General features: G+C 61.6%; 19 protein-coding genes and 1 pseudogene. 17 read left to right on the top strand and 3 right to left on the bottom strand.

Features of this window, described 5'->3' with window-relative positions; all coding sequences use genetic code 11:
• Positions 1-254: 254 nt before the first annotated feature.
• From HKK53_RS18585 to HKK53_RS18570, 4 genes are all read left to right on the top strand, one after another.
• Complete coding sequence (locus HKK53_RS18585) at positions 255-3,869, top strand: DUF2339 domain-containing protein (RefSeq protein WP_169372036.1); 3,615 nt, start codon at positions 255-257, stop codon at positions 3,867-3,869.
• Entirely contained in the window at positions 3,866-5,239 is a 1,374-nt protein-coding gene (locus tag HKK53_RS18580; RefSeq protein ID WP_169372035.1) for a DUF3999 domain-containing protein, read from the top strand. The genes HKK53_RS18585 and HKK53_RS18580 overlap by 4 nt, the downstream gene beginning before the upstream one ends.
• Before the next feature lie 148 nt (positions 5,240-5,387).
• Positions 5,388-6,398 carry a class 1 fructose-bisphosphatase gene (locus HKK53_RS18575; protein WP_123511179.1) on the top strand — a complete coding sequence of 337 codons (1,011 nt, stop codon included), beginning with the start codon at positions 5,388-5,390 and terminating at the stop codon, positions 6,396-6,398.
• A 4-nt stretch (positions 6,399-6,402) separates the two neighbouring features.
• Positions 6,403-7,005 (top strand): DUF924 family protein, encoded by a 603-nt coding sequence (locus HKK53_RS18570; protein ID WP_169372034.1) that lies wholly within the window; start codon positions 6,403-6,405, stop codon positions 7,003-7,005.
• 125 nt (positions 7,006-7,130) lie between these two features.
• Here HKK53_RS18570 and HKK53_RS33055 read toward each other — a convergent pair whose 3' ends face one another.
• Positions 7,131-7,895, bottom strand: a complete 765-nt coding sequence (locus tag HKK53_RS33055) for a methyl-accepting chemotaxis protein (RefSeq protein ID WP_371927683.1) — start codon at positions 7,893-7,895, stop codon at positions 7,131-7,133.
• A 93-nt stretch (positions 7,896-7,988) separates the two neighbouring features.
• Positions 7,989-9,011: pseudogene (locus HKK53_RS33050) on the bottom strand (HAMP domain-containing protein); the annotation flags it as partial.
• A gap of 295 nt (positions 9,012-9,306) precedes the next feature.
• Between HKK53_RS33050 and HKK53_RS18560 the strand changes: the two are divergent.
• A complete protein-coding gene (locus HKK53_RS18560) occupies positions 9,307-9,561 on the top strand; it encodes a hypothetical protein (RefSeq protein WP_169372032.1) in 255 nt (84 codons plus the stop codon).
• 31 nt (positions 9,562-9,592) lie between these two features.
• Positions 9,593-10,162, top strand: coding sequence for a lipocalin family protein (locus HKK53_RS18555; RefSeq protein ID WP_149659124.1), 570 nt, complete (start codon positions 9,593-9,595; stop codon positions 10,160-10,162).
• 124 nt (positions 10,163-10,286) lie between these two features.
• Here HKK53_RS18555 and HKK53_RS18550 read toward each other — a convergent pair whose 3' ends face one another.
• The gene (locus HKK53_RS18550) at positions 10,287-11,651 is read right to left on the bottom strand and encodes a formimidoylglutamate deiminase (RefSeq protein ID WP_169372031.1); all 1,365 of its coding nucleotides are present in this window, start codon (positions 11,649-11,651) and stop codon (positions 10,287-10,289) included.
• Between the two features lie 146 nt (positions 11,652-11,797).
• On the opposite strand from HKK53_RS18550, the gene hutC reads away from it, so the two are divergent.
• The 11 genes from hutC (at position 11,798) to hutI (ending at position 25,738) form a co-directional block, all read left to right on the top strand.
• Positions 11,798-12,508, top strand: a complete 711-nt coding sequence (gene hutC, locus HKK53_RS18545) for a histidine utilization repressor (RefSeq protein ID WP_178117490.1) — start codon at positions 11,798-11,800, stop codon at positions 12,506-12,508.
• On the top strand, positions 12,505-13,071 hold the full coding sequence (locus tag HKK53_RS18540; RefSeq protein WP_169372029.1) for a HutD/Ves family protein: 567 nt from the start codon (positions 12,505-12,507) through the stop codon (positions 13,069-13,071). Before hutC ends, HKK53_RS18540 begins: the two co-directional genes overlap by 4 nt.
• A gap of 479 nt (positions 13,072-13,550) precedes the next feature.
• Positions 13,551-15,233 carry a urocanate hydratase gene (gene hutU, locus HKK53_RS18530; protein ID WP_169372028.1) on the top strand — a complete coding sequence of 561 codons (1,683 nt, stop codon included), beginning with the start codon at positions 13,551-13,553 and terminating at the stop codon, positions 15,231-15,233.
• 138 nt (positions 15,234-15,371) lie between these two features.
• On the top strand, positions 15,372-16,844 hold the full coding sequence (locus HKK53_RS18525) for a purine-cytosine permease family protein (RefSeq protein ID WP_169372027.1): 1,473 nt from the start codon (positions 15,372-15,374) through the stop codon (positions 16,842-16,844).
• A gap of 69 nt (positions 16,845-16,913) precedes the next feature.
• A complete protein-coding gene (locus HKK53_RS18520; RefSeq protein WP_169372026.1) occupies positions 16,914-17,882 on the top strand; it encodes an ABC transporter substrate-binding protein in 969 nt (322 codons plus the stop codon).
• A gap of 70 nt (positions 17,883-17,952) precedes the next feature.
• Complete coding sequence (locus HKK53_RS18515; RefSeq protein WP_133837848.1) at positions 17,953-18,804, top strand: ABC transporter permease; 852 nt, start codon at positions 17,953-17,955, stop codon at positions 18,802-18,804.
• A complete protein-coding gene (locus HKK53_RS18510) occupies positions 18,801-19,631 on the top strand; it encodes a quaternary amine ABC transporter ATP-binding protein (protein ID WP_054054680.1) in 831 nt (276 codons plus the stop codon). Before HKK53_RS18515 ends, HKK53_RS18510 begins: the two co-directional genes overlap by 4 nt.
• A gap of 158 nt (positions 19,632-19,789) precedes the next feature.
• Complete coding sequence (gene hutH / locus HKK53_RS18505) at positions 19,790-21,313, top strand: histidine ammonia-lyase (RefSeq protein WP_169372025.1); 1,524 nt, start codon at positions 19,790-19,792, stop codon at positions 21,311-21,313.
• A gap of 114 nt (positions 21,314-21,427) precedes the next feature.
• Complete coding sequence (hutH, locus tag HKK53_RS18500) at positions 21,428-22,960, top strand: histidine ammonia-lyase (RefSeq protein ID WP_169372024.1); 1,533 nt, start codon at positions 21,428-21,430, stop codon at positions 22,958-22,960.
• A 146-nt stretch (positions 22,961-23,106) separates the two neighbouring features.
• Complete coding sequence (locus HKK53_RS18495; RefSeq protein ID WP_169372023.1) at positions 23,107-24,516, top strand: amino acid permease; 1,410 nt, start codon at positions 23,107-23,109, stop codon at positions 24,514-24,516.
• Positions 24,517-24,532: 16 nt separating this feature from the next.
• Positions 24,533-25,738: an imidazolonepropionase gene (hutI, locus tag HKK53_RS18490; protein WP_169372022.1), complete on the top strand. Its 1,206-nt coding sequence runs from the start codon at positions 24,533-24,535 to the stop codon at positions 25,736-25,738.
• Positions 25,739-25,743 lie beyond the last annotated feature (5 nt).

Below are 25,743 nucleotides of genomic sequence, written 5' to 3'. Positions count from 1 at the left end.
AGCAATAATTGCGAGCAAGGCCCAACGTACGTTGGGCCGGATCGATATACTAAGCGTCAGTTTTGCCGGATGTTTCAGTGGCGTCTGCGTAAACGCTTTCGCGGGCAAGCCTCGCTCCTACAGGTTTTGCGTGTGCCATGGATTGGGCCACGACACAAAACCCGTAGGAGCGAGGCTTGCCCGCGAAGACGTCAGCGCAGACGCCTCCAGGCTTCTGGACTTGCCCGCCAATGGGCCGCTTAGGGATATCGACCATGCAATGGATTTTCATGCTGATTGGCTTGGTGCTGGGCTGGGTAGTCGACGAGTCGCTCAGCGATGCGCTGTTAGGTGCGTTGCTCGGGTTGGGCATCGGTCAGGCCATTCGCATTGGTCGTCTGGGCTCGCAAGCGGCCGAGCAGCACCGTCTGCTTGAGCAGACACAAGTGGCGCTCAATACGCTGCTGCAACGCTTGATAGCGCTGGAAGGTGCGGGCGTCAAAGCGCCGGAAGTCGCTCAGCCCGAAGCCAGTCAACCTGAAGTCAGCGCACCCGTCGTCTCCCCTGAATTCATTCTCGACGACATCTCCTTTAAAGCCCCCGCCGAATCCCCGGAGATGATCTGGGATCTCCCGCCTGAACTCGAACCGATCAGCGCCGCCGCCACCGAAGCCAGTCGTCCGCTGCCCGCCGATGTCTGGACCCCGGAACCGGTCGCCCGCGAACCGCGTCAACCGTCGGCCCCGCGCGAACCTAATGTGTTTGACCGCGCGATCACCGGCGCCCGCAACTGGCTGTTCGGTGGCAACACTGTGCTGCGGGTCGGCGTGGTTCTGTTGTTCCTCGGTCTGGCGTTCCTGCTGCGCTACGCCACTGAAGGCATGGTGGTGCCGATCGAGATGCGTTACGCCGGCGTTGCTGCCAGTGCCCTGGGCTTGCTCGGTCTGGGTTGGTGGCTGCGTCACCGCAACAACCAATACGCGTTGATGTTGCAAGGCACCGGGATTGCCGTGCTGTACCTGACGGTGTTCGCGGCGATGCGCTTGCACCCGTTGCTCGACCCGACGGCGGCCTTGGGCCTGCTGGTGGCGGTGACGGTGTTCTCGGCGATTCTGGCGATCACCCAGGATTCCCTCGCCCTGGCCTGCGCCGCAGCGTTGGGCGGTTTCGCCGCGCCGATCCTGACGTCGACCGGTGCCGGCAGCCACGTCGCGCTGTTCAGCTACTTCGCCCTGCTCAACACCGGCATCCTCGCCATCGCCTGGTTCAAGGCCTGGCGTCTGCTCAACCTGATCGGTTTTGTCGGCACCTTCGGCATCGGCTTCGCCTGGGGCCTGCGCTCTTATGCGCCGGAACTGCTGTGGAGCACCGAGCCGTTCCTGATTCTGTTCTTCCTGATGTACCTGGGCATCGGCCTGCTGTTTACCCGGCGCAAGCTGCTGGAAATGACCGATGCGCCGGAAGACGACAGCCGCCAGGCGCTGCTGCACTGGTCGGCGCGCAAGGGCGACTACGTCGACGGCACCATGCTGTTCGGGCCGCCGCTGGTGGGTTTCGGTCTGCAGTTCGCGTTGGTCCAGCATCTGGAATTTGCCGCTGCGTTCAGTGCGTTGGCGCTGGGCATGCTCTACATGGGCCTGGCCCGCTTGCTGATGGGCGGTCGCGCGTTGCTGCTGGCGGAAACCTGCCTGGCGCTGGGCGTGATTTTCACCAGCCTCGCGATCCCGTTGGGCCTCGATGCGCGCTGGACCGCTGCCGCTTGGGCCGTGGAAGGCGCGGGGATCTTCTGGCTCGGCCTGCGTCAGCAGCGGCCGCTGGCCCGCGCCTTCGCCTTGCTGCTGCAACTGGGCTCGGCGCTGGCTTTCCTCAGCAAGTTGCAGCCCAGCGAAGACAGCCTGCTCGACGGTTCATGGCTGGGCGCATTGATGCTCGGCGTGGCGTTGCTGTTCAGCTTCTACCAATTGCGCAAGGCCTTGCCAGAACAGACTTCGCCGTTGGAGCGCCAAGGCCTGCCGGTGTTGGCATGCCTGGGCCTGACCTTCCTGTACCTGCTGGCGCCGTTGTTCTTCCAGACCCATGGCACGGCGATCAGTTGGGCGCTGGCCGGGTTGGCGACGCTGTTCGTCGGTCTGCGCCTGCAATCGCGTACGTTCCTGTTCACCGCGTTTGCCGTGCAATTGCTTGGCGGCGCGTTGTTCCTGATGCGGCTGAAAGGGGCGGGCGGTGATTCGGCGGCGGTGCTCAGCGCCGGCTGGAGCGGTTTGCTCAGTGCCTCGCTGATTGGCTTGGCGTTGATCGGCGGCATGTTGCTGGCGGCCCGCGATGAGATGGTGCGCAACGATGCGCGGTTGCTGCGCGGCTTGTCGGTGATCCTGCTGGCGGGTCTGGTGCTGATCAACCTGGCGGTGCTGTTCGTGCTGCCGTGGCAAACGGCGAGTGCGGTGTGGGCCGCCAGCGGGTTGTTCATCATCTGGCTGAGTCTGTACCTCAAGCAGCGCGTGAGTTTTGTCTTTGGTCTGTTGTTGCAGGTGATCGGTGGCGCGGCGTTCCTGTTCGCCGGGCCGGAACTGCTGGGGCCGTTGGCCAGTGAAGGATTGAAGCCTCTGGCCCACAGTGGTTTCTGGACGCCGCTGGTGCTGGGCTTGGCCGCGCTGGTCGGTGCCTGGCGTTTGCAGCTTGGCAATCACGCTTCGGCGTTCGATGTGCTGAGCCTGAATCGCTTGTCCGAGTTGCTGCTGGTGTGGAGCGTGGGCTGGTGGGCGCTGGCGTGGCTCAGCGAAGTGCTGCGCTTTGCGCCGCTGGATCTGCAAGCGACGTTGTTGCTAGGCGTCGCGGCGTTGAGTGTGGCGTTGTGGTCAGTGTTGGCGCTGCGCTTGAAATGGTCGTCGCTGGGCTTGCTCTGCACCTTCCTGACGCCGGTGGCGGGGCTGGTGTTGCTAGGCGCGTGGCATTCGCGTTATCACCCGGCGGCCAACTTCGGCTGGCTGGTGTGGGCAGCGGTGTTCGTTGTGCATTTCATCTCCCTGCGGCGTCTGGCGCCGATGCTGCCGGCACGCGCCCTCAGCACCGCCCACGTGCTCGGCTGCTGGCTGTTGCTCGGTGTGCTGGCCCTGGAGCTGCGTTACGGCCTGCTGTTGTTGTCTGAGCAGTACAACGCCTGGCGCTGGTTGGGCTGGGCGATTCTGCCGAGCCTGTATCTGGTGTTGGCGGCCGCGCCACGGAGCTGGCCATGGCCGGTGTCGGCGTATGCACGCGAATACCGGATCTATGCCGCCGCCCCGCTGGCGCTGCTGATGCTGGGCTGGTTCTGGCTGGCGAACGGTGTCAGCGACGGCACCGCCGAGCCGCTGCCGTACGTGCCGCTGATCAACCCATTGGAATTGGGCCTGCTGTTTGCGCTGTTCGGCGTCTACGTCTGGTCGCGCAGCGCGGTGACGCAGTTTGCCCTGCCGAAGGTTTACGCCGAGAACGCCACGCAGTTGATCGCCGGAGCTTCGTTGTTCGTGTTTTTCTCCGCCGTGGTCACGCGCACCGCTCACCATTGGGGCGGCGTGCCGTTCGAGCTGGATCAATTGCTGGTGTCGATGCAGGTGCAGGCCGGTCTGTCGATCGTCTGGACCTTGATGGCGCTGGGCTTGATGATCGGCGGCCATCTGCGCCATCGCCGCGAAGTGTGGCTGATCGGTGCTGCGCTGATCGGCGTGGTGGTCGCCAAGTTGTTCTTTGTCGAATTGAGTAACCGTGGCGGACTCGCCCGGATCGTCTCGTTTATCGGCGTTGGCGTGTTGCTGCTGGTGGTGGGCTATTTCGCCCCGTTGCCGCCCAAGCGCGTCGAAGCCGAGCCGGAGGCTGAAACACCGGCCCCTGAAACCGAAGGAGTGTCGTCTTGAGTCAGAAGCTGAACCTGGGGTGGCTGGGCGCTGTTGCGCTGGGCGTGGCGATGTCGGCCAACGCCCAGGAAAAACCGTCGGACTTCAGCACTCAGGTGCCGTTGTCCGTGAGCGGCGAAGGTCCGTGGTATCGCCTGGAGCTGCCGCTAAGCGTGCAACTGAACGCGCGGCAGACTGATCTCAGCGACGTGCGCGTATTCAACGCGGCTGGCGAGGCGCAAGCCTATGCCCTGGCCCGGGAAACCGCGCAGTCCGCCGAAAACCGTACCACCACCGACGTGAAGTGGTTCCCGCTGTACAACTCGGCAGACGCCACCGAACGCGCGCCGAGTGTGCGCGTGCAATCGAGCGCCAACGGCACGTTGGTGGAGGTGCAGCCTTCCAGCCAATTGGAGGCGGGCGAAGAAGTGCTGCGTGGCTGGTTGCTCGACGCCAGCTCTATCAAGGCACCGTTGCAGCAGTTGATCCTCGACTGGACCAGCGAGCGCGACGGCTTCCAGCGGTTCAGCATCGAAGCCAGCGACGACTTGCAGCATTGGCAGTCGTGGGGCGAAGGTCAGGTGGCGCGGTTGTCGTTTGCCGACGAGCGGGTCGAGCAGCATGAAGTCGGCCTGCCGGGGCAATCGGCGCGTTATCTGCGCTTGCTGTGGAACACCCCGCAATCGGCGCCGACCCTGACGTCCGCGCAACTGGAAAGCGCCAGCACCCGCAGCCTGCCGCTGCCGTTGGTCTGGTCGCAACCGTTGGCCGGCAACAGCGTGAAGGCGGGTGAATATACCTGGCAATTGCCGATGGGGCTGAATGTCGAGCGGGTGCAGGTCGAGTTGAATCAGCCCAACAGCCTGGCACCGGTGACCTTGTCCGGGCGGCGCGAGAGCAGTTTGCCGTGGCAGCCGCTGAGTGGCGGTTTGCTGTATCGCCTGACCCAGAATGGCCAGGACGTGGTGCAGAACGAATTGCAGTTGTCGGGGCAAACCGTGCAGCAGTTGAAGCTGACTGTGGATGAGCGCGGTGGCGGCCTGGGCGCTGAAGCGCCGACGGTGAAATTCGCCGTGCGCTCGACGCAAGTGGTGTTCCTGGCCCGCGGTGCCGGGCCGTATACGCTGGCGCTGGGCAGTGCGACGGTGAAGACGGCGAACTTGCCGTTGTCGACGTTGATTCCGGATTACAGCGCGGCGAAGTTTGCTTCCCTGGGCAAGGCCACGGTCGATGGCGGGGCGCTGGTGACCGTCGCGCCGACAGCGGTGGCGGCGGCGAAGGCGGACACCAACTGGAAGAAATTCGGGTTGTGGGCGGTGTTGTTGCTCAGTGTGCTGTTTTTGGCGGTGATGGCGTTCAGTCTGTTGCGCAAGCCGCCGGTCAAGCCCTGATCCCTCGCCACAATTGAGCGCAATTGCGGCTACGCTCAACCCCGCACATGAACTCTATTGGGCGTATCACGTCTGATAGGAGGAAATGCGCCCCGACTCGCGTTAAACTGCGCGGGTTTTTAGCCCCCCCATTCCACCGGAGCCTTCCATGTCCCGCGTTACCCTGAGTCGCTATTTGATTGAGCAGACCCGTAGCAACAACACCCCTGCCGATCTGCGTTTCCTGATCGAAGTGGTGGCGCGCGCCTGTAAAGAAATCAGCCACGCCGTCTCCAAGGGCGCCCTCGGTGGTGTTCTGGGCAGCATGGGCACTGAAAACGTCCAAGGCGAAGTGCAGAAGAAGCTCGACGTGATCTCCAACGAGATCCTGCTTGAAGCCAACGAATGGGGCGGTCACCTGGCCGGCATGGCGTCCGAAGAAATGGACAATGCCTACCAGATCCCGGGCAAATACCCGAAAGGCGCGTACCTGCTGGTATTCGACCCACTGGACGGTTCTTCGAACATCGACATCAACGCCCCGGTCGGCACCATCTTCTCGGTGCTGCGTTGCCCGAGCGAATACCTGAGCCAGAACGAAGCCTTGAACGAAAAGGCCTTCCTGCAGCCAGGCACCGAGCAGGTCGCTGCCGGTTATGCCATCTACGGCCCGCAAACCATGCTGGTGCTGACCCTGGGCGATGGCGTCAAAGGCTTCACTCTGGACCGTGAAATGGGCAGCTTCGTACTGACCCATGAAGACATCACGATCCCGGAGTCCACTCAGGAATTCGCGATCAACTCGTCCAACCAGCGTCACTGGGAAGCGCCGGTACAACGCTACGTCGGCGAATTGCTGGCGGGCGATGAAGGCCCGCTGAAAAAGAACTACAACATGCGCTGGGTGGCCGCGATGGTCGCTGATGTGCACCGCATCCTGACCCGTGGTGGCCTGTTCATGTACCCACGCGACAGCCGCGAGCCATCGAAGCCGGGCAAACTGCGCTTGATGTACGAAGCCAACCCGATGTCGTTCCTGGTGGAACAAGCCGGCGGCGCCTCCACCGATGGTCACCAGCGCATCCTCGACATCAAGCCCGATGGTCTGCACCAGCGCGTAGCGGTGTTCCTCGGCTCGAAAGAAGAAGTCGCACGCGTTACGGCTTACCACAAGGAATAAACCCATGACCACGCCCTGGCAGCCGTTGCTCGAATGGTGGTTCGGATCAGCCGAAACCCCTGACGATATTCAGGCTGACAAGGGCAAGTTATGGTTCGGCAAGCGCGACAGCCAGGACCTCGAAGCGCGCGAGCGTTTCGGGGACTGGGTCGAGCAGGCATTGGCCGGCGGTTTGACCGACTGGGCGCAACGTCCCGAAGGTTGGCTGGCCCTGGTGCTGCTCCTCGACCAACTCCCGCGAATGATCTTTCGCGACACTCCCAAATCTTTTGCCGGTGATCTCCGGGCCCAGGCCCTGGTGGCGCAAGGCATTGCTGCGGATTTCGATCGACAGCTGCGGCCGATTCAGCGGGTGTTCATCTACCTGGTGTTTGAGCATTGCGAGAATCTGGCGGTGCAGAACGAGGCGGTTTCGCGGTTTATCGCACTGGTTGCCGAACAGCCGGAAGCGGATCGCGCGGTGTTCGCCGATAACCTGGATTATGCCGAGCGGCATCAGAAGGTGATTGCGCGGTTTGGACGGTTTCCCCATCGCAATGCGGTGTTGGGGCGGGCGTCTACGGCTGAGGAGATTGAGTTTCTTTCGGGGCCGGGTTCCCGGTTCTAACTGATCGTTCCCACGCTCTGCGTGGGAATGCCTCTTCGGACGCTCCGCGTTCGGCTCTGGATGGGACGCGGAGCGTCCCGGGCTGCATTCCCACGCAGAGCGTGGGAACGATCAGGGCTAGACAGTCAGATACGGAAACTACCCACCAACTGCTTCAACCGCGCCGCTTGCTGCTCAAGATCCGAGCAAGCACGCAAGGTCGCCTGCAGGTTCTCCACCCCTTCCTGGTTCAGCGTGTTGATCTCGGTGATGTCGACGTTGATCGACTCCACCACGGCGGTCTGCTCTTCAGTCGCGGTGGCCACGGACTGGTTCATGCCGTCGATCTCGCCAATCCGCTGCGTCACGCTGCCCAGGCGTTCGCCGGCCTGGTTGGCGATGCCGACGCTGCTTTCGCTCTGGCGCTGGCTGTCGGTCATGGTGCTCACGGCTTCCCGGGCGCCGACTTGCAGCTCTTCGATCATCTTTTGCACTTGCTGTGCCGAATCCTGCGTCCGGTGGGCGAGGTTGCGCACCTCGTCGGCCACTACCGCAAAACCGCGTCCGGCTTCACCGGCACGGGCGGCTTCGATGGCAGCGTTGAGTGCCAGCAGGTTGGTTTGCTGGGAGATGCTGGTGATCACTTCCAGAATCTGCCCGATGTTCACCGTGTTGCTGTTGAGCGTCTCGATGTTGCCGCACGAATCGCTGATCTTCGCCGACAGTTGTTGCATCGCCGCGATGGTTTTATCCACCACTTGCTGACCGTCTTCGGCCAGGGCGCGAGCGTCGCTTGAATGTTGAGAGGCGAGGGCGGCGTTCTGGGCGATTTCCTGGGCGGCGGCGCCCAGTTCGTTGATCGCCGCGGCGACGCTGCTGGTGCGCGAGGCTTGCTGGTCGGAGTTGAACATCGACGAGTTCGACGCCGCCACCACACGCAGGGCGACTTCGTTGACCTGGCCGGTGGCCGAGGCCACTTCACGGATCGAGGTGTGAATCCGCTCCACGAAGCGGTTGAACGATGTGCCCAACGCACCGAATTCATCGTGGCCGTGGATGGTCAGGCGCTTGGTCAAATCGCCTTCACCTTCGGCGATGTCATGCATGGCGCGTCCCATGGTCAGCAGCGGCTGCATCAGGAAGCTGATCAGCATGCCCAGCAGCGCAATGATGATCACCACGGCGATGGCCATGGCGATGATCGCCGAGGTGCGGAATTCGCTGAGCATCGCGAACGCGGTGTCTTGATCCAGCACCAGCGCCACGTACCAGTCCGCCGACGGCACGCCGTTGACGTGGGTGAAGGAGATGAACTGCGACTTGCCGTCGACCTCGACTTCTTTCATGCCCGGACTGACCCGTGGCGCACCGTTCGGGTAGGCCTCGGCCAGCGTCTTGAGCACCAGTTTGCTGTTCGGGTGAATCAGGATCTTGCCGTCGGCACTGACGATAAACGCATGGCCATGACCGCCGAAGTTCAGCGAGTTGATGATCGCGCTGACGCTGGTCAGGTCGATGTCCGCACCGGCGACGCCGATCATCTTGTTCTCATGCTGCACCGGCGTGGCGACGGTGATCACCAGTTTGCCCGACGACGCGGCGATGTACGGTTCGGTGACGATGGTTTGCCGCGCGCTGTCGGCAGCCTTGTACCAGCCACGGGCGCGCGGATCGTAGTCGGCGGCTCGGTTGCCGGCCGGAATCGAGGTCATGACGCCTTCGGTGCTGCCGAAGTAGCTCAACTGGAAGTTGCCGGTGTAGGCGGGCAGGTCGATGGCGCGTTTCAGGCTGGCCGGGGCGCTGCCGTCCACGGCGATCTGTTGCGACAACGATTGCAGCAACTGGATGCGGCTTTCCAGCCAGGTCTGGATGTTGCTGGTGGTCAGGCTGCCGAGCTCCTGCATCGAGGATTCGGTACTGCTGCGCAAAGTCTGGCGCTGGCGGTAGTCGTTGAAGAGGATGAAACAGACGAATGCAACGGCTACTACGAGGGCGGCAGCCAACAAAATCTTGTGGCTGAACTTCATGTTTCTGGTCATTAGGTGAACTACCGCAAAAGGGCTGGTCAACGAGGGAGCGGCAATTTGCCACAGTAGCGGGCTTTGCGCTGCCTCTATTTCGACTGACCAGCGCCAAAGATTAGGCGTTATTCAGCGAAAACCGACGAATTGCCCAACGGCGCGACAAAGTCGCTGATTTATTGGCAAAAGGCAGACGAGCGGCCAAACAAATAGCCGGGCGGTCGGGGAACCAGATAAGGGTTTTCTCTTCTAAGCTTCAGCTTGGCAGCCATGCCAATTCCCTTCCCCCAGGAGCTACACCATGTCGCTGCGATCTTTCGCCTTGCTCTCGTTCTGCGTGTTGTTGGCCGCGTGCAGCAAGGTCAATCAGGAGAACTACTCCAAGCTGTCGGCCGGCATGCCCAAGGCCGAGGTAGAAACCTTGCTGGGCAAACCCGCCGATTGTTCTGGCGCGCTTGGCATGTCCAGTTGCACCTGGGGCGACAAAAACAGCTTTATCAGCGTGCAGTATGCCGGTGACAAAGTGCTGATGTTTTCTGGCCAAGGCCTGAAGTAAACCGGGGCTACGCGCCCGCGGGAGAAAAACAATGAAGCGGTTATTGATAGTTCTTTTTGCCGGCCTGGTATTGGCCGGCTGCGCCTCTTCTGGCGTAGATCCGTTGGCGCCCAAGACAGCCAACAGCGTCAATCTCAAGAAATACCAGGGAACCTGGTACGAGTTGGCCCGGCTGCCGATGTATTTCCAGCGCAATTGCGCGCAATCCGAAGCCCATTACACGCTCTTGCCCGACGGTAACGTAGCGGTGCTCAATCGCTGCCTGACACCCGATTGGCAGTGGGAAGAAGCCAAAGGCACGGCCTGGCCACAGGTGCCGGGCAAGACCGACAAACTGTGGGTCCAGTTCGATAACTGGTTTTCGCGTTTGATTCCGGGTGTGGCGAAGGGCGAATACTGGGTGCTGTACGTCAGCGACGACTACAAGACCGCCATTGTTGGCGACCCGAGCCGCAAGTACCTGTGGCTGCTGTCACGGACCCCGACGGTCAACGGTGTGGTGCGTGAAGAACTGCTGAGCAAGGCACGGCAGCAGGGTTACGACACCACGCGACTGATCTGGCGCGCGTCGGATACGAAGATGGCCAAGACGTCGAACTGATCACTCGGCTACAGATCGTTCCCACGCTCTGCGTGGGAATGCCTCTAGGGACGCTCCGCGTCCAGTGACGCGGAGCGTCACGGGCTGCATTCCCACGCAGAGCGTGGGAACGATCGGTTAGGGATTATCCGAGCAGATCGCGCAGCACTTGAGTGAACGCCCGGCTGCTTTCTTCTTCACCAGCATGACGCCCATCACGCACAACCCACTGGCCATTGACCAGCACATCGCGCACCTGGCGATCACCACCGGCAAACAACCAGCGATTCAGAATCCCGTCGCCACTGGCCGTCGCCAGGTACGGATCATTGCCGTCGAGCACCAGCCAATCCGCACGCTTGCCGACTTCCAATGCACCGATCGGCTGGCCCAACGCCTGAGCACCGCCATCCAGCGCCGCGTCGTACAGTGTGCGGCCGACCATCGGCTGATCCGCGCCATACAAGCGGTTACGCCGCTGATCCCGCAACCGCTGGCCGTATTCCAGCCAACGCAATTCTTCCACCACGCTCAATGACACATGGCTGTCGGAACCGATGCCCATGCGCCCGCCCTGGGCGAGGAAATCCACCGCCGGGAAAATCCCGTCGCCGAGGTTGGCTTCGGTGGTCAGGCACAGGCCGGCGATGGCGCGACTCTTGGCCATCAACGTGACTTCTTCCGGGTTGGCGTGGGTCGCGTGGACCAGGCACCAGCGCTGATCGACGTCGGTGTTTTCGTACAGCCATTGCAGCGGACGACGACCACTCCAGCTCAGGCAGTCATCGACTTCTTTCTGCTGTTCGGCAATGTGAATGTGCACCGGGCATTGCTTGTCGCTGGCGGCCAGTACTTCGCTGATCTGCTGCGGCGTGACCGCGCGCAACGAGTGGAAACACAAACCCAGCGACTGCGCCGGTTGCTGCGCCAGGATCGGCTGCAAACGCGACTGAAGCGTGAGGTAGTTTTCGGTGCTGTTGATAAACCGGCGCTGACCGTCGTTCGGAGCCTGGCCACCGAAACCGGAATGGCTGTAGAGCACCGGCAGTAAGGTCAAACCGATACCGGCGGAGCTGGCGGCCTGGCTGATGCGCAACGCCAGTTCGGCCGGGTCTGCGTAAGGCTGGCCATTGGTGTCGTGGTGTACGTAATGAAATTCCGCGACCGAGGTGTAACCGGCCTTGAGCATTTCGATGTACAGCTGACGGGCGATGACGCCGAGTTGCTCCGGGCTGATTTTTCCGACGAGGCGATACATCAGATCGCGCCAGGTCCAGAAACTGTCATTCGGATTACCCGCCACTTCGGCCAATCCGGCCATGGCGCGCTGGAAGGCGTGGGAGTGCAGATTGGGCATCCCCGGCAGCAGCGGACCGCTTAGCCGTTCGGCGCCATCTGCATGGGAATCGGCCTGGATATGGGTCAAGACGCCGTCGGCGCTGACCTCAAGACGTACATTGTTGGCCCATCCACTAGGCAGCAGCGCGCGTTCGGCAAAGAAGGCGGACATGGTTCAGCACCCCATCGTGTGTTATTTGTATATACATATACAGACGTTTGCCTGCTCGGTAAACTCCGGCAAGCTAGCAACCTCTACCAAATGAACAAGGATTAACCGTGCCGACTCCGCCTGCAGTCTCTCCGTTGGCCGCACACATGGGCGACAGTCCGGCGCCCTTGTACGCCCGCGTCAAACAGATGATCACCCAGCAAATCGACAGTGGAAACTGGCCGCCGCACTACCGCGTTCCGTCGGAAAGCGAGCTGGTCAATCAACTGGGCTTCAGCCGCATGACCATCAACCGCGCCCTGCGCGAAATGACCGCCGACGGTCTGCTGGTGCGCATGCAAGGTGTCGGCACTTTCGTTGCCGAGCCGAAAAGCCAGTCCGCGCTGTTTGAAGTGCACAACATCGCCGACGAAATCGCCTCCCGCGGTCATCGCCATACGTGCAAGGTCATCACCCTTGAAGAAGAGGCCGCCGGCTCCGAGCGCGCGCTGGCCCTGGACATGCGCGAAGGGCAGCGGGTGTTCCACTCGCTGATCGTGCATTTCGAAAACGACATTCCAGTGCAAATCGAAGACCGTTTCGTCAATGCGCTGGTCGCCCCGGACTACCTCAAGCAGGACTTCACCCTGCAAACGCCTTACGCCTACTTGAACCAGGTCGCGCCGCTGACCGAAGGTGAGCACGTGGTCGAGGCGATTCTGGCCGAGGCCACCGAGTGCAAATTGCTGCAGATTGAAAAGGGCGAGCCGTGCCTGCTGATTCGTCGCCGCACCTGGTCCGGCCGCCAGCCCGTGACCGCCGCCCGTTTGATCCACCCCGGTTCCCGTCATCGTCTGGAAGGTCGGTTTCATAAATGAAAACACAGGTTCTACGCGCCAAAGATTACCCGCGCATGCCGTGGAAAAACGGCGGCGGCAGCACTGAAGAAATCACCCGCGATGCCGGCACCGGCCTCGATGGTTTCGGCTGGCGCCTGTCGATTGCCGACATAGGCGAGTCGGGCGGCTTCTCGACGTTCGCCGGCTACGAACGGGTGATCACCGTGCTGCAAGGCGAGGGCATGACCTTGCGCGTTGACGGCCAGGACACTCGGCCGTTGTTACCGCTGGACCCGTTTGCCTTCAGTGGCGAAAGTCAGGTCTCCTGCACCTTGCTCGGCGGGCCGATTCGCGACTTCAACCTGATTTACGCGCCGCAGCGGTATAGCGCGCGGTTGCAGTGGTTGGATGGTGAGCAGCGGTTTTTCAGTTCCGCGAATACTGTGTTGGTGTTCAGCGTCACCGAAACGTTGGAAGTGAAGCTCGGTAACAACGATGCACAACTGGGTCGCCATGATTGCCTGCAACTCGACGGCAATACCGGTCTGCTGGAAGTCTCCGCCAGCGGCCAATGCTGCGTGATCGAACTGATCGCACGCTGATCCAAACCCTCCACTGATCGTTCCCACGCTCCTGCGTGGGAATGCATCCCGTGACGCTCCGCGTCACCGTAGCAACGGCGGACGCGGAGCGTCACTGACGGCGTTACCACGCAGAGCGTGGGACCGATCATGCGATTCGAAACTGCGCACCACTTTGTTACCGAACGCCCCAGCGTGGCGCAAAACCACGCTTAAGTAACAGCCGCCACGCCCACGCAAAATCCCCGCGAAAAATTTCATCTTCCGCAAAACCCTTGATCTACAAGCCTTCCAGCCCTTCCAAAACTTTTCTTGAATGCCCATCCAACAAGTTGGCCGCTTGATTGCATATGCTTGTATGTACAAGTAAAGACGTATGCGTATGAGTCGACCGAGACTCCTCGCAGCGTCCACTGATTCGCTTGTGTCGCGTTGACGCGCACAGGCTGGCTTGCCCACCGCCCGGGTTGGTTTGAATTGATCGCTGAGGAGTCTTTTTCGTGACTGACAATAAACCTACGAAATACCGTGACGTCGAAATCCGCGCAGCCCGCGGTAACAAGCTGACCGCCAAGAGCTGGCTGACTGAAGCACCGCTGCGCATGTTGATGAACAACCTCGACCCGGAAGTCGCCGAGAACCCTAAAGAATTGGTGGTTTACGGTGGTATCGGTCGTGCGGCGCGTAACTGGGAATGCTACGACAAGATCGTCGAAAGCCTGACCAACCTGAACGACGACGAGACCCTGCTGGTGCAATCCGGCAAGCCGGTCGGCGTGTTCAAGACCCACACCAACGCACCGCGCGTGCTGATCGCCAACTCCAACCTGGTACCACACTGGGCGAGCTGGGAACACTTCAACGAACTCGACGCCAAAGGCCTGGCCATGTACGGCCAGATGACCGCCGGCAGCTGGATCTACATCGGCAGCCAGGGCATCGTCCAGGGCACTTACGAAACCTTCGTCGAAGCCGGTCGCCAGCATTACAACGATGACCTCAAAGGTCGTTGGGTCCTGACCGCAGGCCTCGGCGGCATGGGCGGCGCTCAACCGCTGGCCGCAACATTGGCCGGCGCGTGCTCGCTGAACATTGAATGCCAGCAGGTCAGCATCGATTTCCGCCTGAACAGCCGCTACGTCGACGAACAAGCCAAAGATCTCGACGACGCCCTGGCCCGCATCGAGAAATACACCAAAGAAGGCAAGGCAATCTCCATCGCCCTGCTGGGCAACGCGGCGGAAATCCTGCCGGAACTGGTCAAGCGCGGCGTGCGCCCGGACATGGTCACCGACCAGACCAGCGCCCACGACCCGCTCAACGGTTACCTGCCGGCCGGCTGGACCTGGGAAGAGTACCGCGCTCGCGCCAAGACCGAGCCAGCTGCCGTTGTGAAGGCCGCCAAGCAATCGATGGCTGTGCACGTCAAAGCGATGCTCGAATTCCAGAAAATGGGCATTCCGACCTTCGACTACGGCAACAACATCCGTCAGATGGCCCAGGAAGAAGGCGTCGAGAATGCATTCGACTTCCCAGGCTTCGTACCGGCTTACATCCGTCCGCTGTTTTGCCGTGGCATCGGTCCATTCCGTTGGGCTGCACTGTCGGGCAACGCCGAAGACATCTACAAAACCGACGCCAAGGTCAAAGAACTGATCCCGGACGACGCCCACCTGCACAACTGGCTGGACATGGCCCGTGAGCGCATCAGTTTCCAGGGTCTGCCGGCACGTATCTGCTGGGTTGGCCTGGGCCTGCGCGCCAAGCTCGGCCTGGCGTTCAACGAAATGGTGCGTAGCGGTGAATTGTCCGCGCCAATCGTGATCGGTCGCGACCACCTGGACTCCGGTTCGGTTGCCAGCCCGAATCGCGAAACCGAGTCGATGCAGGACGGTTCCGACGCCGTGTCCGACTGGCCACTGCTCAACGCTCTGCTGAACACCGCGAGCGGCGCGACCTGGGTTTCCCTGCACCACGGCGGCGGCGTCGGCATGGGCTTCTCCCAGCACTCGGGCATGGTGATTGTCTGCGACGGTACCGATGAAGCGGCCGAGCGTATTGCTCGCGTGCTGCACAACGACCCGGCGACTGGCGTTATGCGTCACGCCGATGCGGGTTACCAGATCGCGATCGATTGCGCCAAGGAACAAGGGCTGAACTTGCCGATGATTACCGGCAAATAAAACGGGCTGGCTTAACGCAATACCTGTAGGAGCGAGGCTTGCCCGCGAAGGCGTCATAACTGACACACCGCGATTCGCGGGCAAGCCTCGCTCCTACAGGGATCATCAACACTGACAACAATCCACAGAGGTTGAATCATGGCTGTTAACAGCGATCGTGCAGGCAACAAACCGTTGATCGAGAAACGTTCGATCGACTACATCCCGGAAGCGGAAAGACACGGTCGTCTGTTGAGCCAGTTCACCCTGTGGATGGGTGCCAACCTGCAAATCACCGCGATTGTGACCGGCGCTCTGGCCGTCGTACTGGGCGGTGATGTGTTCTGGTCGTTGATCGGTTTGCTGATCGGGCAACTGATCGGCGGTGGCGTGATGGCGCTGCATGCCGCGCAAGGGCCCAAGCTTGGCCTGCCGCAGATGATCTCCAGCCGCGTGCAGTTCGGCGTGTATGGCGCGGCTATCCCGATCGTCCTGGTGTGTCTGATGTACCTCGGTTTCACCGCAACGGGAACCGTGCTTTCCGGCCAGGCGCTGGGCCAGTTGTTTGGCGTCAGCGACACCGTCGGTATCCTCCTTTTCGCCAGTGTCATCGTGCTGGTCACGGTGCTCGGTTATCGGGTTATCCATTGGATAGGCCGTGTTGCCAGTGTCATTGGCGTGATTGCTTTTGTTTATCTGTTCAGCCGTCTGATCAGTCAGGTTGACGTTGGCGCACTTCTGCAAATCCGTCACTTCAGTTGGAGCAGCTTCCTGCTTGCGGTGTCGCTGGCGGCATCCTGGCAGATCGCCTTCGGCCCTTATGTGGCTGATTATTCACGCTACCTGCCGAGCAAAATTTCCTCGGTGAAAACCTTCTTCGCTGCAGGCGCAGGTTCGGTCATTGGCGCCCAGGTGGCGATGGTCCTTGGCGTATTCGCCGCCGCTTCGTCCAACGGCCAATTCGCCGGCCACGAAGTGGCTTACATCGTGGGTCTGGGCGGTGCCGGTGCCACCGCAGCGCTGCTGTACTTCAGTATCGCGTTCGGCAAGGTCACCATTTCCACGCTCAACTCCTACGGCAGCTTCATGTGCATTGCGACCATCATCAGCGGTTTCCGTGGTGAGCTGAAGGTCACGCGCTTGCAGCGTCTGGTCTTCGTACTGGTCATCGTCGGTGCTGCGACCCTCATGGCGTTGCTCGGTCAGCACTCGTTCCTCGGTGCGTTCAAGTCGTTCATCCTGTTCTTGCTGGCGTTCTTCACGCCATGGAGCGCGATCAACCTGGTGGACTACTACTGCATCACCCGCGAACGCTATGACGTGCCGGCGCTGGCCGATCCGAACGGTCGCTACGGTCGTTGGAACGCCCTCGGTATCAGCGTTTATGTCTTCGGTGTACTGGTGCAACTGCCGTTCATCGCCACCAAGTTCTATACCGGTCCGCTGGTAGACGCTCTGGGTGGTGTGGATATTTCCTGGATCATCGGCCTGGTGCTTCCCTCAGCCCTGTATTACGTGTGCGCGAAAAAATGGCATGGCTCGGTGCCCGATCACCTGATTCTGCCGGTTGAGCAGGACAGCGTTGTACAACAAAAAACAAGTGGGGCTGGTCGCGCTGCGGCGCAGGCCTGATTGGACGTGGACAGGGCTGGATGCCTCTTGACTGCCGTAAGCCAACTCATGATTAGGAGCGTCACTACAATGAAATCGAACAAGACCCTGCTGACCACATTGCTTTCCATGGGCCTGCTCGCCAGCGCCGGCGCCACCCAGGCTGCCGGTTGGTGCGAATCGGGCAAACCGGTGAAATTCGCCGGCCTGAACTGGGAAAGCGCCATGTTGCTGACCGACGTGCTGCAAGTCGTGTTGGAGAAAGGCTACGACTGCAAGACCGACAGCCTGCCGGGCAACTCCATCACCATGGAAAACGCCCTGAGCAGCAACGACATCCAGGTGTTTGCCGAAGAGTGGGTTGGCCGCAGCGAGGTCTGGAACAAGGCCGAGAAGGCCGGCAAAGTCGTCGGTGTCGGCGCTCCGGTGGTGGGCGCAGTGGAAGGCTGGTACGTGCCGCGCTACGTGATCGAAGGTGACGCCAAGCGCAAGCTGGAACCGAAAGCCCCGGACCTGAAAAACATCGCCGACCTGGCCAAGTACTCCGCGGTGTTCAAGGATCAGGAAGAGCCATCCAAGGGTCGTTTCTACAACTGCCCGGCCGGCTGGACCTGTGAGCTGGACAACAGCGAAATGCTGAAAAGCTACGGCCTGGAAAGCACCTACACCAACTTCCGCCCAGGCACCGGCCCGGCGCTGGATGCAGCGGTGTTGTCGAGCTACAAGCGTGGCGAGCCGATCCTGTTCTACTACTGGTCGCCAACCCCGCTGATGGGCCAGGTGGACCTGGTCAAACTCGAAGAGAAGCCAGGCGTCGACAAGCGCGTGACCATCAAGGTCGGCCTGTCCAAGACCTTCCACGAGCAAGCCCCGGAACTGGTGGCCGTGCTGGAAAAGGTCAACCTGCCAATCGACCTGCTGAACCAGAACCTCGGACGCATGACCAAAGAGCGGATCGAATCGCCAAAACTGGCCAAGATCTTCTTGAAGGAACATCCTGAAGTCTGGCACGCATGGGTGAGCGACGACGCAGCCAAGAAAATCGACGCGGCCTTGTAGGTTGAGCCTCTCCGACTGCTGGCGACGGCAGTCGGACGCTTGATCGCAACCCCTTGATTGAGAGTCTCTTATGTTTCCCGAAAGCTTTACCTTTTCCATCGCCGACTGGGTCAACAGTTGGGTCGATTCGCTGGTCACCAACTACGGCGACGTGTTCCGGCACATCTCCGACACCCTGTTGTGGGCCATCGTCAATCTTGAAGGCATGCTGCGTGCGGCGCCGTGGTGGCTGATGCTGCTCATCGTGGCGGGCGTGGCCTGGCATGCAACCCGTAAGGTCGTGACCACGGCGGTGATCGTCGGTCTGTTGTTCCTGGTGGGCGCAGTCGGTCTCTGGGACAAGCTGATGCAAACCCTGGCGCTGATGATGGTGGCGACGATCATTTCGGTGCTGATCGGCATTCCGCTGGGCATTCTCTCGGCGCGCAGCAATCGCCTGCGTTCGGTGCTGATGCCGTTGCTGGACATCATGCAGACCATGCCGAGTTTCGTGTACCTGATCCCGGTGTTGATGCTGTTCGGCCTGGGCAAGGTCCCGGCGATTTTCGCCACGGTGATCTACGCCGCGCCGCCGCTGATCCGCCTGACCGACCTCGGCATCCGCCAGGTAGACGGTGAAGTGATGGAAGCGATCAACGCCTTCGGTGCCAACCGCTGGCAGCAACTGTTCGGCGTGCAACTGCCGCTGGCCCTGCCGAGCATCATGGCCGGGATCAACCAGACCACCATGATGGCCCTGTCGATGGTGGTGATTGCCTCGATGATCGGTGCCCGTGGCCTGGGCGAAGACGTGTTGGTGGGGATTCAGACCCTCAACGTCGGACGTGGCCTTGAAGCCGGTCTGGCGATCGTGATTCTGGCAGTGGTCATCGACCGCATTACTCAGGCGTATGGTCGACCACGGCATGAGGTGAGCAAATGAACGACGCAACCGTGAGCAAAATCGAAGTCAAAAACGTCTTCAAGATTTTCGGCAACCGCTCCAAGGAAGCCCTGGGCATGATTGGCCAGGGCAAGACCAAGGATCAGGTGCTGGCCGAAACCGGCTGCGTGGTCGGCGTGAATGATTTGTCCCTGAGCATCGGCACTGGCGAGATCTTCGTGATCATGGGCCTGTCCGGCTCCGGCAAATCGACGTTGGTGCGCCATTTCAATCGCCTGATCGACCCCACCAGCGGCGCGATCCTGGTGGACGGCGTGGACATCCTGCAATACGACATGGAAGCCTTGCGCCAATTCCGTCGCCACAAGATCAGCATGGTGTTCCAGAGCTTCGGTCTGCTGCCGCACAAGACCGTGGTCGACAACGTCGCCTACGGCCTGAAAGTACGCGGCGAGAGCAAGCAAATGTGCTCCGAGCGTGCGCTGCACTGGATCAACACCGTGGGCCTCAAAGGCTACGAAAACAAATACCCGCACCAGCTCTCGGGCGGCATGCGCCAGCGTGTGGGCCTGGCCCGCGCCCTGGCGGCGGACACCGACATCATCCTGATGGACGAAGCGTTCAGTGCCCTTGACCCGCTGATCCGCGCCGAGATGCAGGACCAGTTGCTGGAACTGCAAAAGACCCTGCACAAGACCATCGTCTTCATCACCCACGACCTTGATGAGGCCGTGCGCATTGGTAATCGCATCGCGATTCTCAAGGATGGCCGACTGATTCAGGTGGGCACGCCGAGAGAGATCCTGCATTCGCCGGCAGATGAATATGTCGACCGGTTCGTACAGCGGCGGGCGGCGGTGGTTTAACAGTCGATCGTTCCCACGCTCTGCGTGGGAATGCATCCCGTGACGCTCCGCGTCACCCATGCGCAGGGCGTGAACCTTGCGCTGAACACGGGACGCGGAGCGTCCCAGGCGGCATTCCCACGCAGAGCGTGGGAACGATCAACTTCAAGAGGTCAATGATGTCCCAGGCTGAAAAAATCGTTATCGCCGATGCCCCGTTGCGTTGGCAGGATGTGGTCGCCGTCGCCCGTCACGGCGCGCAGCTTGAGCTGTCGGCCGAGACTTGGGCACGGATCGACAATGCCCAGGCCATCGTCCAGCGCATCGTCGCCAGCGGCGAGCGTGCGTATGGCGTCAACACCGGGCTCGGCGCCTTGTGCAACGTCTCGCTGAAAGACGAACAGCTCAGCCAACTGTCGCGCAACACCTTGCTCAGCCACGCCTGTGGCGTTGGCGCGCCATTGGCCGACGAACAGACCCGCGCGATTATTTGCGCCGCGATCCGCAACTACAGCCACGGCAAATCCGGCATTCACCGCCGGGTGGTCGAAGGCCTGCTGGCGCTGCTCAATCGCGGCATCACCCCGCAAGTGCCGTCCCAGGGTTCGGTGGGTTACCTCACCCACATGGCCCACATCAGCATCACGCTGCTGGGTGTCGGCAATGTCAGCTATCGCGGGCAGATCGTCTCGGCGCAGCAAGCCCTGGCCGAAGAAGGCCTGGAACCGGTTCAGCTCGGCGCCAAGGACGGTTTGTGCCTGGTCAACGGCACGCCGTGCATGTCCGGCCTCAGCTGCCTGGCCCTGGCCGACGCCACGCGTCTGGTGCAATGGGCCGACGTGATCGGTGCCATGAGTTTCGAAGCCCAGCGTGGCCAGATCGCCGCGTTCGACGCCGAGATCATCGCGCTCAAACCGCACCCGGGCATGCAGCACGTCGGCAGCAACCTGCGAGCGTTGCTCGATGGCAGTGAAGTGATTGCTTCGAGCTTTGGTATTCGCACCCAGGATGCCTTGAGCATTCGTTCGATTCCGCAGGTTCACGGCGCCGCTCGCGATCAGCTTGAGCACGCGAAAAAGCAGATTGAAACCGAACTCAACTCCGTCACCGATAACCCGATGCTGCTGGGCACACCGGACAACTTCCGGGTGATGTCCCAGGCCAACCCGCACGGTCAGTCCGTGGCGATGGCAGCGGATCTGCTGGCGATTGCCATGGCCGAAATCGGCTCCATCGCCGAGCGGCGCCTGGACCGCTTGATCAACCCGCACGTCAGTGGCTTGCCAGCGTTTTTGGTAGCCAATCCGGGGGTGAACTCCGGGATGATGATCGTCCAGTACGTCGCCGCTTCGCTGTGTGCGGAAAACCGCCAATTGGCGCAACCGGCCGTGCTCGACAACTACGTCACCTCGGGTTTGCAGGAAGATCACCTGAGCCTTGGCACCAATGCCGCGCTGAAGCTGCATCGCGCCCTGGAAAACGTCACGCAGATCCTCGCCATCGAGTACCTGCTGGCGGCCCAGGCGTTTGAATTCCTCAAGGAGCAACGCTTCGGTGCCGGCACCGATACCGCCTGGCGCCTGCTGCGCGAACGCGTTCCGGCCTACGACCAGGACCGTTGGTTGGCACCGGACATCGCCGCCGCAGCCAGCGTGTTGAAAGACCCGATTTTGCTGCAAATGGCTTTACCCAATCTGAACTGAAATCCACAACACCAGCGTGCCAAGGCGCGTCTCCCCACAAACGAGACGCGACGGACAACGGACATCTCCGGAGCGTCTGGTGAGTTAATAAGAAACTCTCAAAAGGAGAACGATGTGACTGCGCTTAATTTGATTCCCGGCCAACTGAGCCTTGCCCAACTGCGTGACGTGTATCAGCAACCGGTGAAACTCACCCTCGACAACAGCGCCTCGGCCCAGATCGAAGCCAGCGTTGCCTGCGTGGAACAGATCCTCGCGGAAAACCGCACCGCCTACGGCATCAACACCGGCTTCGGCCTGCTGGCCTCGACCCGCATCGCCAGCGAAGACCTGGAAAACCTGCAGCGCTCGCTGGTGCTGTCCCACGCCGCCGGTGTCGGCGAGCCGATCAGCGACGCGCTGGTGCGCCTGGTCATGGTGCTCAAGGTCAACAGCCTGAGCCGTGGCTTCTCCGGTATCCGCCGCGTGGTGATCGATGCGCTGATCGCACTGATCAACGCCGAGGTTTACCCGCACATTCCATTGAAAGGTTCGGTCGGTGCATCCGGCGACCTGGCACCGTTGGCGCACATGTCTCTCGTGCTGCTGGGCGAAGGCAAGGCGCGCTATAAGGGCGAGTGGATGGAAGCGACCGAAGCGCTGAAAGTTGCCGGTTTGACGCCGCTGACCCTCGCGGCCAAAGAAGGCCTGGCGCTGCTCAACGGCACCCAAGTGTCGACCGCTTATGCATTGCGCGGCCTGTTCGAGGGCGAAGACCTGTTCGCCGGCGCCCTGGCCATCGGTGGCATGACCGTTGAAGCGGTGTTGGGCTCGCGCTCGCCGTTCGACGCACGCATCCATGCAGCTCGCGGCCAGAAAGGCCAGATCGACGCCGCTGCCGCTTACCGCGATTTGCTGGGCGAACGCAGTGAAGTCTCCGACTCGCACCAGAACTGCGAAAAGGTCCAGGACCCTTACTCCCTGCGCTGCCAGCCGCAAGTCATGGGCGCCTGCCTGACTCAGTTCCGTCAAGCCGCCGAAGTGTTGGCCGTCGAAGCCAACGCCGTGTCCGACAACCCGTTGGTATTCGCTGCTGAAGGCGACGTGATTTCCGGCGGCAACTTCCACGCCGAGCCGGTGGCCATGGCCGCTGACAACATGGCGCTGGCCATCGCCGAAATCGGTTCCCTGAGCGAGCGTCGCATCTCGCTGATGATGGACAAGCACATGTCGCAACTGCCGCCGTTCCTGGTGGCCAATGGCGGCGTGAACTCCGGCTTCATGATCGCCCAGGTGACTGCGGCGGCCCTGGCCTCCGAGAACAAGGCGTTGTCCCATCCGCATTCGGTGGACAGCCTGCCGACGTCGGCGAACCAGGAAGATCACGTGTCGATGGCGCCGGCCGCCGGCAAGCGTCTGTGGGAAATGGCCGAAAACACTCGCGGTGTTCTGGCCGTGGAATGGTTGGCGGCGTGCCAGGGCCTGGATCTGCGTGACGGCCTGAAGACCTCGACCAAGCTGGAAAAGGCCCGGGCCATCCTGCGTGCCGAAGTGCCGTTCTATGAGAAGGACCGTTTCTTTGCGCCGGACATCAATGCGGCGAGCGAGTTGTTGGCGACCCGTTGCCTGAACGAGCTGGTGGCGGTGAAGTTGTTGCCGAGCCTGTAAGTCTGATGGTGATCGTTCCCACGCTCTGCGTGGGAATGCCTCTGGGGACGCTCCGCGTCCAGTGACGCGGAGCGTCACGGGCTGCATTCCCACGCAGAGCGTGGGAACGATCTTTTCCGCCAAATAAGAATAATTAAGGACGAGCAATGCAACCGCAAACAAAAAGATTAAAACGCGGGCTCTCTGCCCGACATATTCGCTTCATGGCGCTGGGGTCGGCTATCGGCACCGGGCTGTTCTACGGTTCTGCCTCGGCCATTCAAATGGCCGGGCCGGCGGTACTGCTCGCCTACCTGATCGGTGGCGCGGCGGTGTTCATGGTCATGCGCGCCCTCGGTGAGATGGCGGTGCACAACCCGGTGGCCGGCTCTTTCGGTCACTACGCCAGCACCTACCTGGGGCCGATGGCAGGCTTCATCCTCGGTTGGACCTACGCGTTCGAAATGGTCATCGTCGGCATGGCTGACGTCACCGCGTTCGGTATCTACATGGGCTTCTGGTTTCCGGAAGTCGCGCGCTGGATCTGGGTCCTGGGCATCGTTTCGGTGGTCGGCGGCCTGAACCTGTGCAACGTCAAAGTCTTTGGCGAAATGGAGTTCTGGTTGTCGCTGCTCAAGGTCGCGGCCATCGTCGCGATGATCCTCGGTGGCTTCGGCATCATGCTGTTCGGCATCAGCACCGCGCCCGGCGCCCAGGCGACCGATATCAGTAACCTGTGGAGCCATGGCGGCTTCATGCCCAACGGCGTGGGCGGTCTGATCGCTTCGTTTGCCGTAGTGATGTTCGCGTTTGGCGGCATCGAAATCATCGGCGTTACCGCTGGTGAAGCCAAGGATCCGCAGCACGTGCTGCCCCGGGCGATCAACGCCGTGCCGTTGCGCATTTTGCTGTTCTACGTGCTGACGATGTTTGTGCTGATGTCGATCTTCCCGTGGCAGCAGATTGGCAGCCAGGGCAGTCCGTTCGTGCAGATTTTCGACAACCTGGGGATCAGCTCGGCAGCGACCATCCTCAATATCGTGGTGATCTCTGCAGCGGTGTCGGCCATCAACAGTGACATCTTCGGCGCGGGCCGGATGATGTACGGCCTGGCCCAGCAAGGTCACGCACCCAAAGGCTTCGCTCGCCTGTCGGGCAATGGCGTGCCATGGATGACCGTTGTAGTGATGAGCGCTGCGCTGCTGTTGGGCGTGTTGCTGAACTACCTGATCCCGGAGAACGTGTTCCTGCTGATCGCGTCCATCGCGACCTTCGCCACGGTGTGGGTCTGGCTGATGATCCTGTTCACCCAGGTGGCGATGCGCCGTTCCATGAGCGCCGAACAGGTCGCTGAACTGAAATTCCCGGTGCCGTTCTGGCCTTATGCGCCGATGGCGGCGATTGCGTTCATGCTGTTTATTTTCGGCGTGCTCGGCTACTTCCCGGATACCCAAGCCGCGCTGATCGTTGGCGTGGTCTGGATTGTGTTGCTGGTGCTGGCCTACCTGACCTGGGTGAAACCGGCGGCAGGTAAAGCGGCATTGGTGACGCGGGACTCTACTTTTTCTCATCGATAACCTAACGGAGGCCAGGATGAAAACGCTCTGGCAACACTGCCACGTCGCAACCATGGCGCAAGGCGCCTACTCGATCATCGAGGATGCGGCCATCGTGACGTCCGGTGCGCACATCGAGTGGATCGGCCCACGTGCTGAATTGCCGTCGGGCGATTACCCGGCGGTCAACGACCTGAAAGGGGCCTGGGTCACTCCGGGCCTGATCGACTGCCACACTCACACGGTGTTCGGCGGTAACCGCAGCGGTGAATTCGAACAGCGCCTGCAAGGCGTCAGCTACTCGGAAATCGCTGCGGCCGGTGGCGGCATTGCCAGCACCGTGCGCGCCACCCGCGCGGCCAGCGAAGACGAACTGTTCGCCAGCGCCGCCAAGCGTCTGAAGAGCCTGCTGCGCGATGGCGTGACCACGGTCGAGATGAAGTCCGGCTACGGCCTCGACCTGGCCAGCGAACGCAAGATCCTGCGGGTCATCCGTCGCCTCGGCGCCGAGTTGCCGGTCAGCGTGCGCAGCACCTGCCTGGCCGCTCACGCGTTGCCGCCGGAATATGCCGATCGTGCCGACGCTTACATTGATCACATCTGCGCCGAAATGCTCCCGGCACTCGCCGCTGAAGGATTGGTGGATGCGGTGGATGCGTTCTGCGAATACCTGGCGTTCTCGCCGGCGCAGGTCGAGCGGGTGTTTATCACCGCACAGGAACTCGGTCTGCCGGTGAAGCTGCACGCTGAACAGTTGTCGTCCTTGCATGGGTCGAGCCTGGCCGCGCGTTACCACGCGTTGTCCGCCGATCACCTGGAATTCATGGACGAAGACGACGCCATCGCCATGGCCAAGTCCGGCACCGTCGCGGTGCTGCTGCCCGGCGCTTTCTACTTCCTGCGCGAAACCCAATTGCCGCCGATGGACGCCCTGCGCAAGCACGGGGTGAAAATCGCCATCGCCAGCGACCTCAACCCCGGCACCTCGCCGGCGCTGTCGCTGCGCCTGATGCTGAACATGGCCTGCACCTGTTTCCGCATGACCCCGGAAGAAGCCCTGGCTGGCGCAACCATTCATGCCGCCACCGCGCTGGGCATGGCCGACACCCACGGTTCGCTGGAAGTGGGCAAGGTCGCCGACTTTGTGGCCTGGCAAATTGATCGTCCCGCCGACCTGTCGTACTGGCTGGGCGGCGACCTGGAAAAACGCGTCGTGCGTCACGGCGTCGAGACAAGCCTTTAGGAGAG

The organism is Pseudomonas sp. ADAK7, assembly GCF_012935675.1.
Lineage (GTDB): Bacteria > Pseudomonadota > Gammaproteobacteria > Pseudomonadales > Pseudomonadaceae > Aquipseudomonas.
This window is presented reverse-complemented; position numbering and strand designations above follow the sequence as displayed.

Bases quoted from the DNA above. Each gene is read 5' to 3' on its own strand.
- HKK53_RS18585 (WP_169372036.1), top strand. From the start codon at position 255: ATGCAATGGATTTTCATGCTGATTGGCTTGGTGCTGGGCTGGGTAGTC.
- HKK53_RS18495 (WP_169372023.1), top strand. From the start codon at position 23,107: ATGCAACCGCAAACAAAAAGATTAAAACGCGGGCTCTCTGCCCGACAT.
- hutH (WP_169372025.1), top strand. From the start codon at position 19,790: ATGTCCCAGGCTGAAAAAATCGTTATCGCCGATGCCCCGTTGCGTTGG.
- HKK53_RS18540 (WP_169372029.1), top strand. From the start codon at position 12,505: ATGAAAACACAGGTTCTACGCGCCAAAGATTACCCGCGCATGCCGTGG.
- HKK53_RS18510 (WP_054054680.1), top strand. From the start codon at position 18,801: ATGAACGACGCAACCGTGAGCAAAATCGAAGTCAAAAACGTCTTCAAG.
- HKK53_RS18515 (WP_133837848.1), top strand. From the start codon at position 17,953: ATGTTTCCCGAAAGCTTTACCTTTTCCATCGCCGACTGGGTCAACAGT.
- HKK53_RS18575 (WP_123511179.1), top strand. From the start codon at position 5,388: ATGTCCCGCGTTACCCTGAGTCGCTATTTGATTGAGCAGACCCGTAGC.
- hutC (WP_178117490.1), top strand. From the start codon at position 11,798: ATGGGCGACAGTCCGGCGCCCTTGTACGCCCGCGTCAAACAGATGATC.
- HKK53_RS33055 (WP_371927683.1), bottom strand. From the start codon at position 7,895: ATGTTCAACTCCGACCAGCAAGCCTCGCGCACCAGCAGCGTCGCCGCG.
- HKK53_RS18560 (WP_169372032.1), top strand. From the start codon at position 9,307: ATGTCGCTGCGATCTTTCGCCTTGCTCTCGTTCTGCGTGTTGTTGGCC.
- HKK53_RS18555 (WP_149659124.1), top strand. From the start codon at position 9,593: ATGAAGCGGTTATTGATAGTTCTTTTTGCCGGCCTGGTATTGGCCGGC.
- HKK53_RS18520 (WP_169372026.1), top strand. From the start codon at position 16,914: ATGAAATCGAACAAGACCCTGCTGACCACATTGCTTTCCATGGGCCTG.
- HKK53_RS18525 (WP_169372027.1), top strand. From the start codon at position 15,372: ATGGCTGTTAACAGCGATCGTGCAGGCAACAAACCGTTGATCGAGAAA.
- hutI (WP_169372022.1), top strand. From the start codon at position 24,533: ATGAAAACGCTCTGGCAACACTGCCACGTCGCAACCATGGCGCAAGGC.
- HKK53_RS18570 (WP_169372034.1), top strand. From the start codon at position 6,403: ATGACCACGCCCTGGCAGCCGTTGCTCGAATGGTGGTTCGGATCAGCC.
- HKK53_RS18550 (WP_169372031.1), bottom strand. From the start codon at position 11,651: ATGTCCGCCTTCTTTGCCGAACGCGCGCTGCTGCCTAGTGGATGGGCC.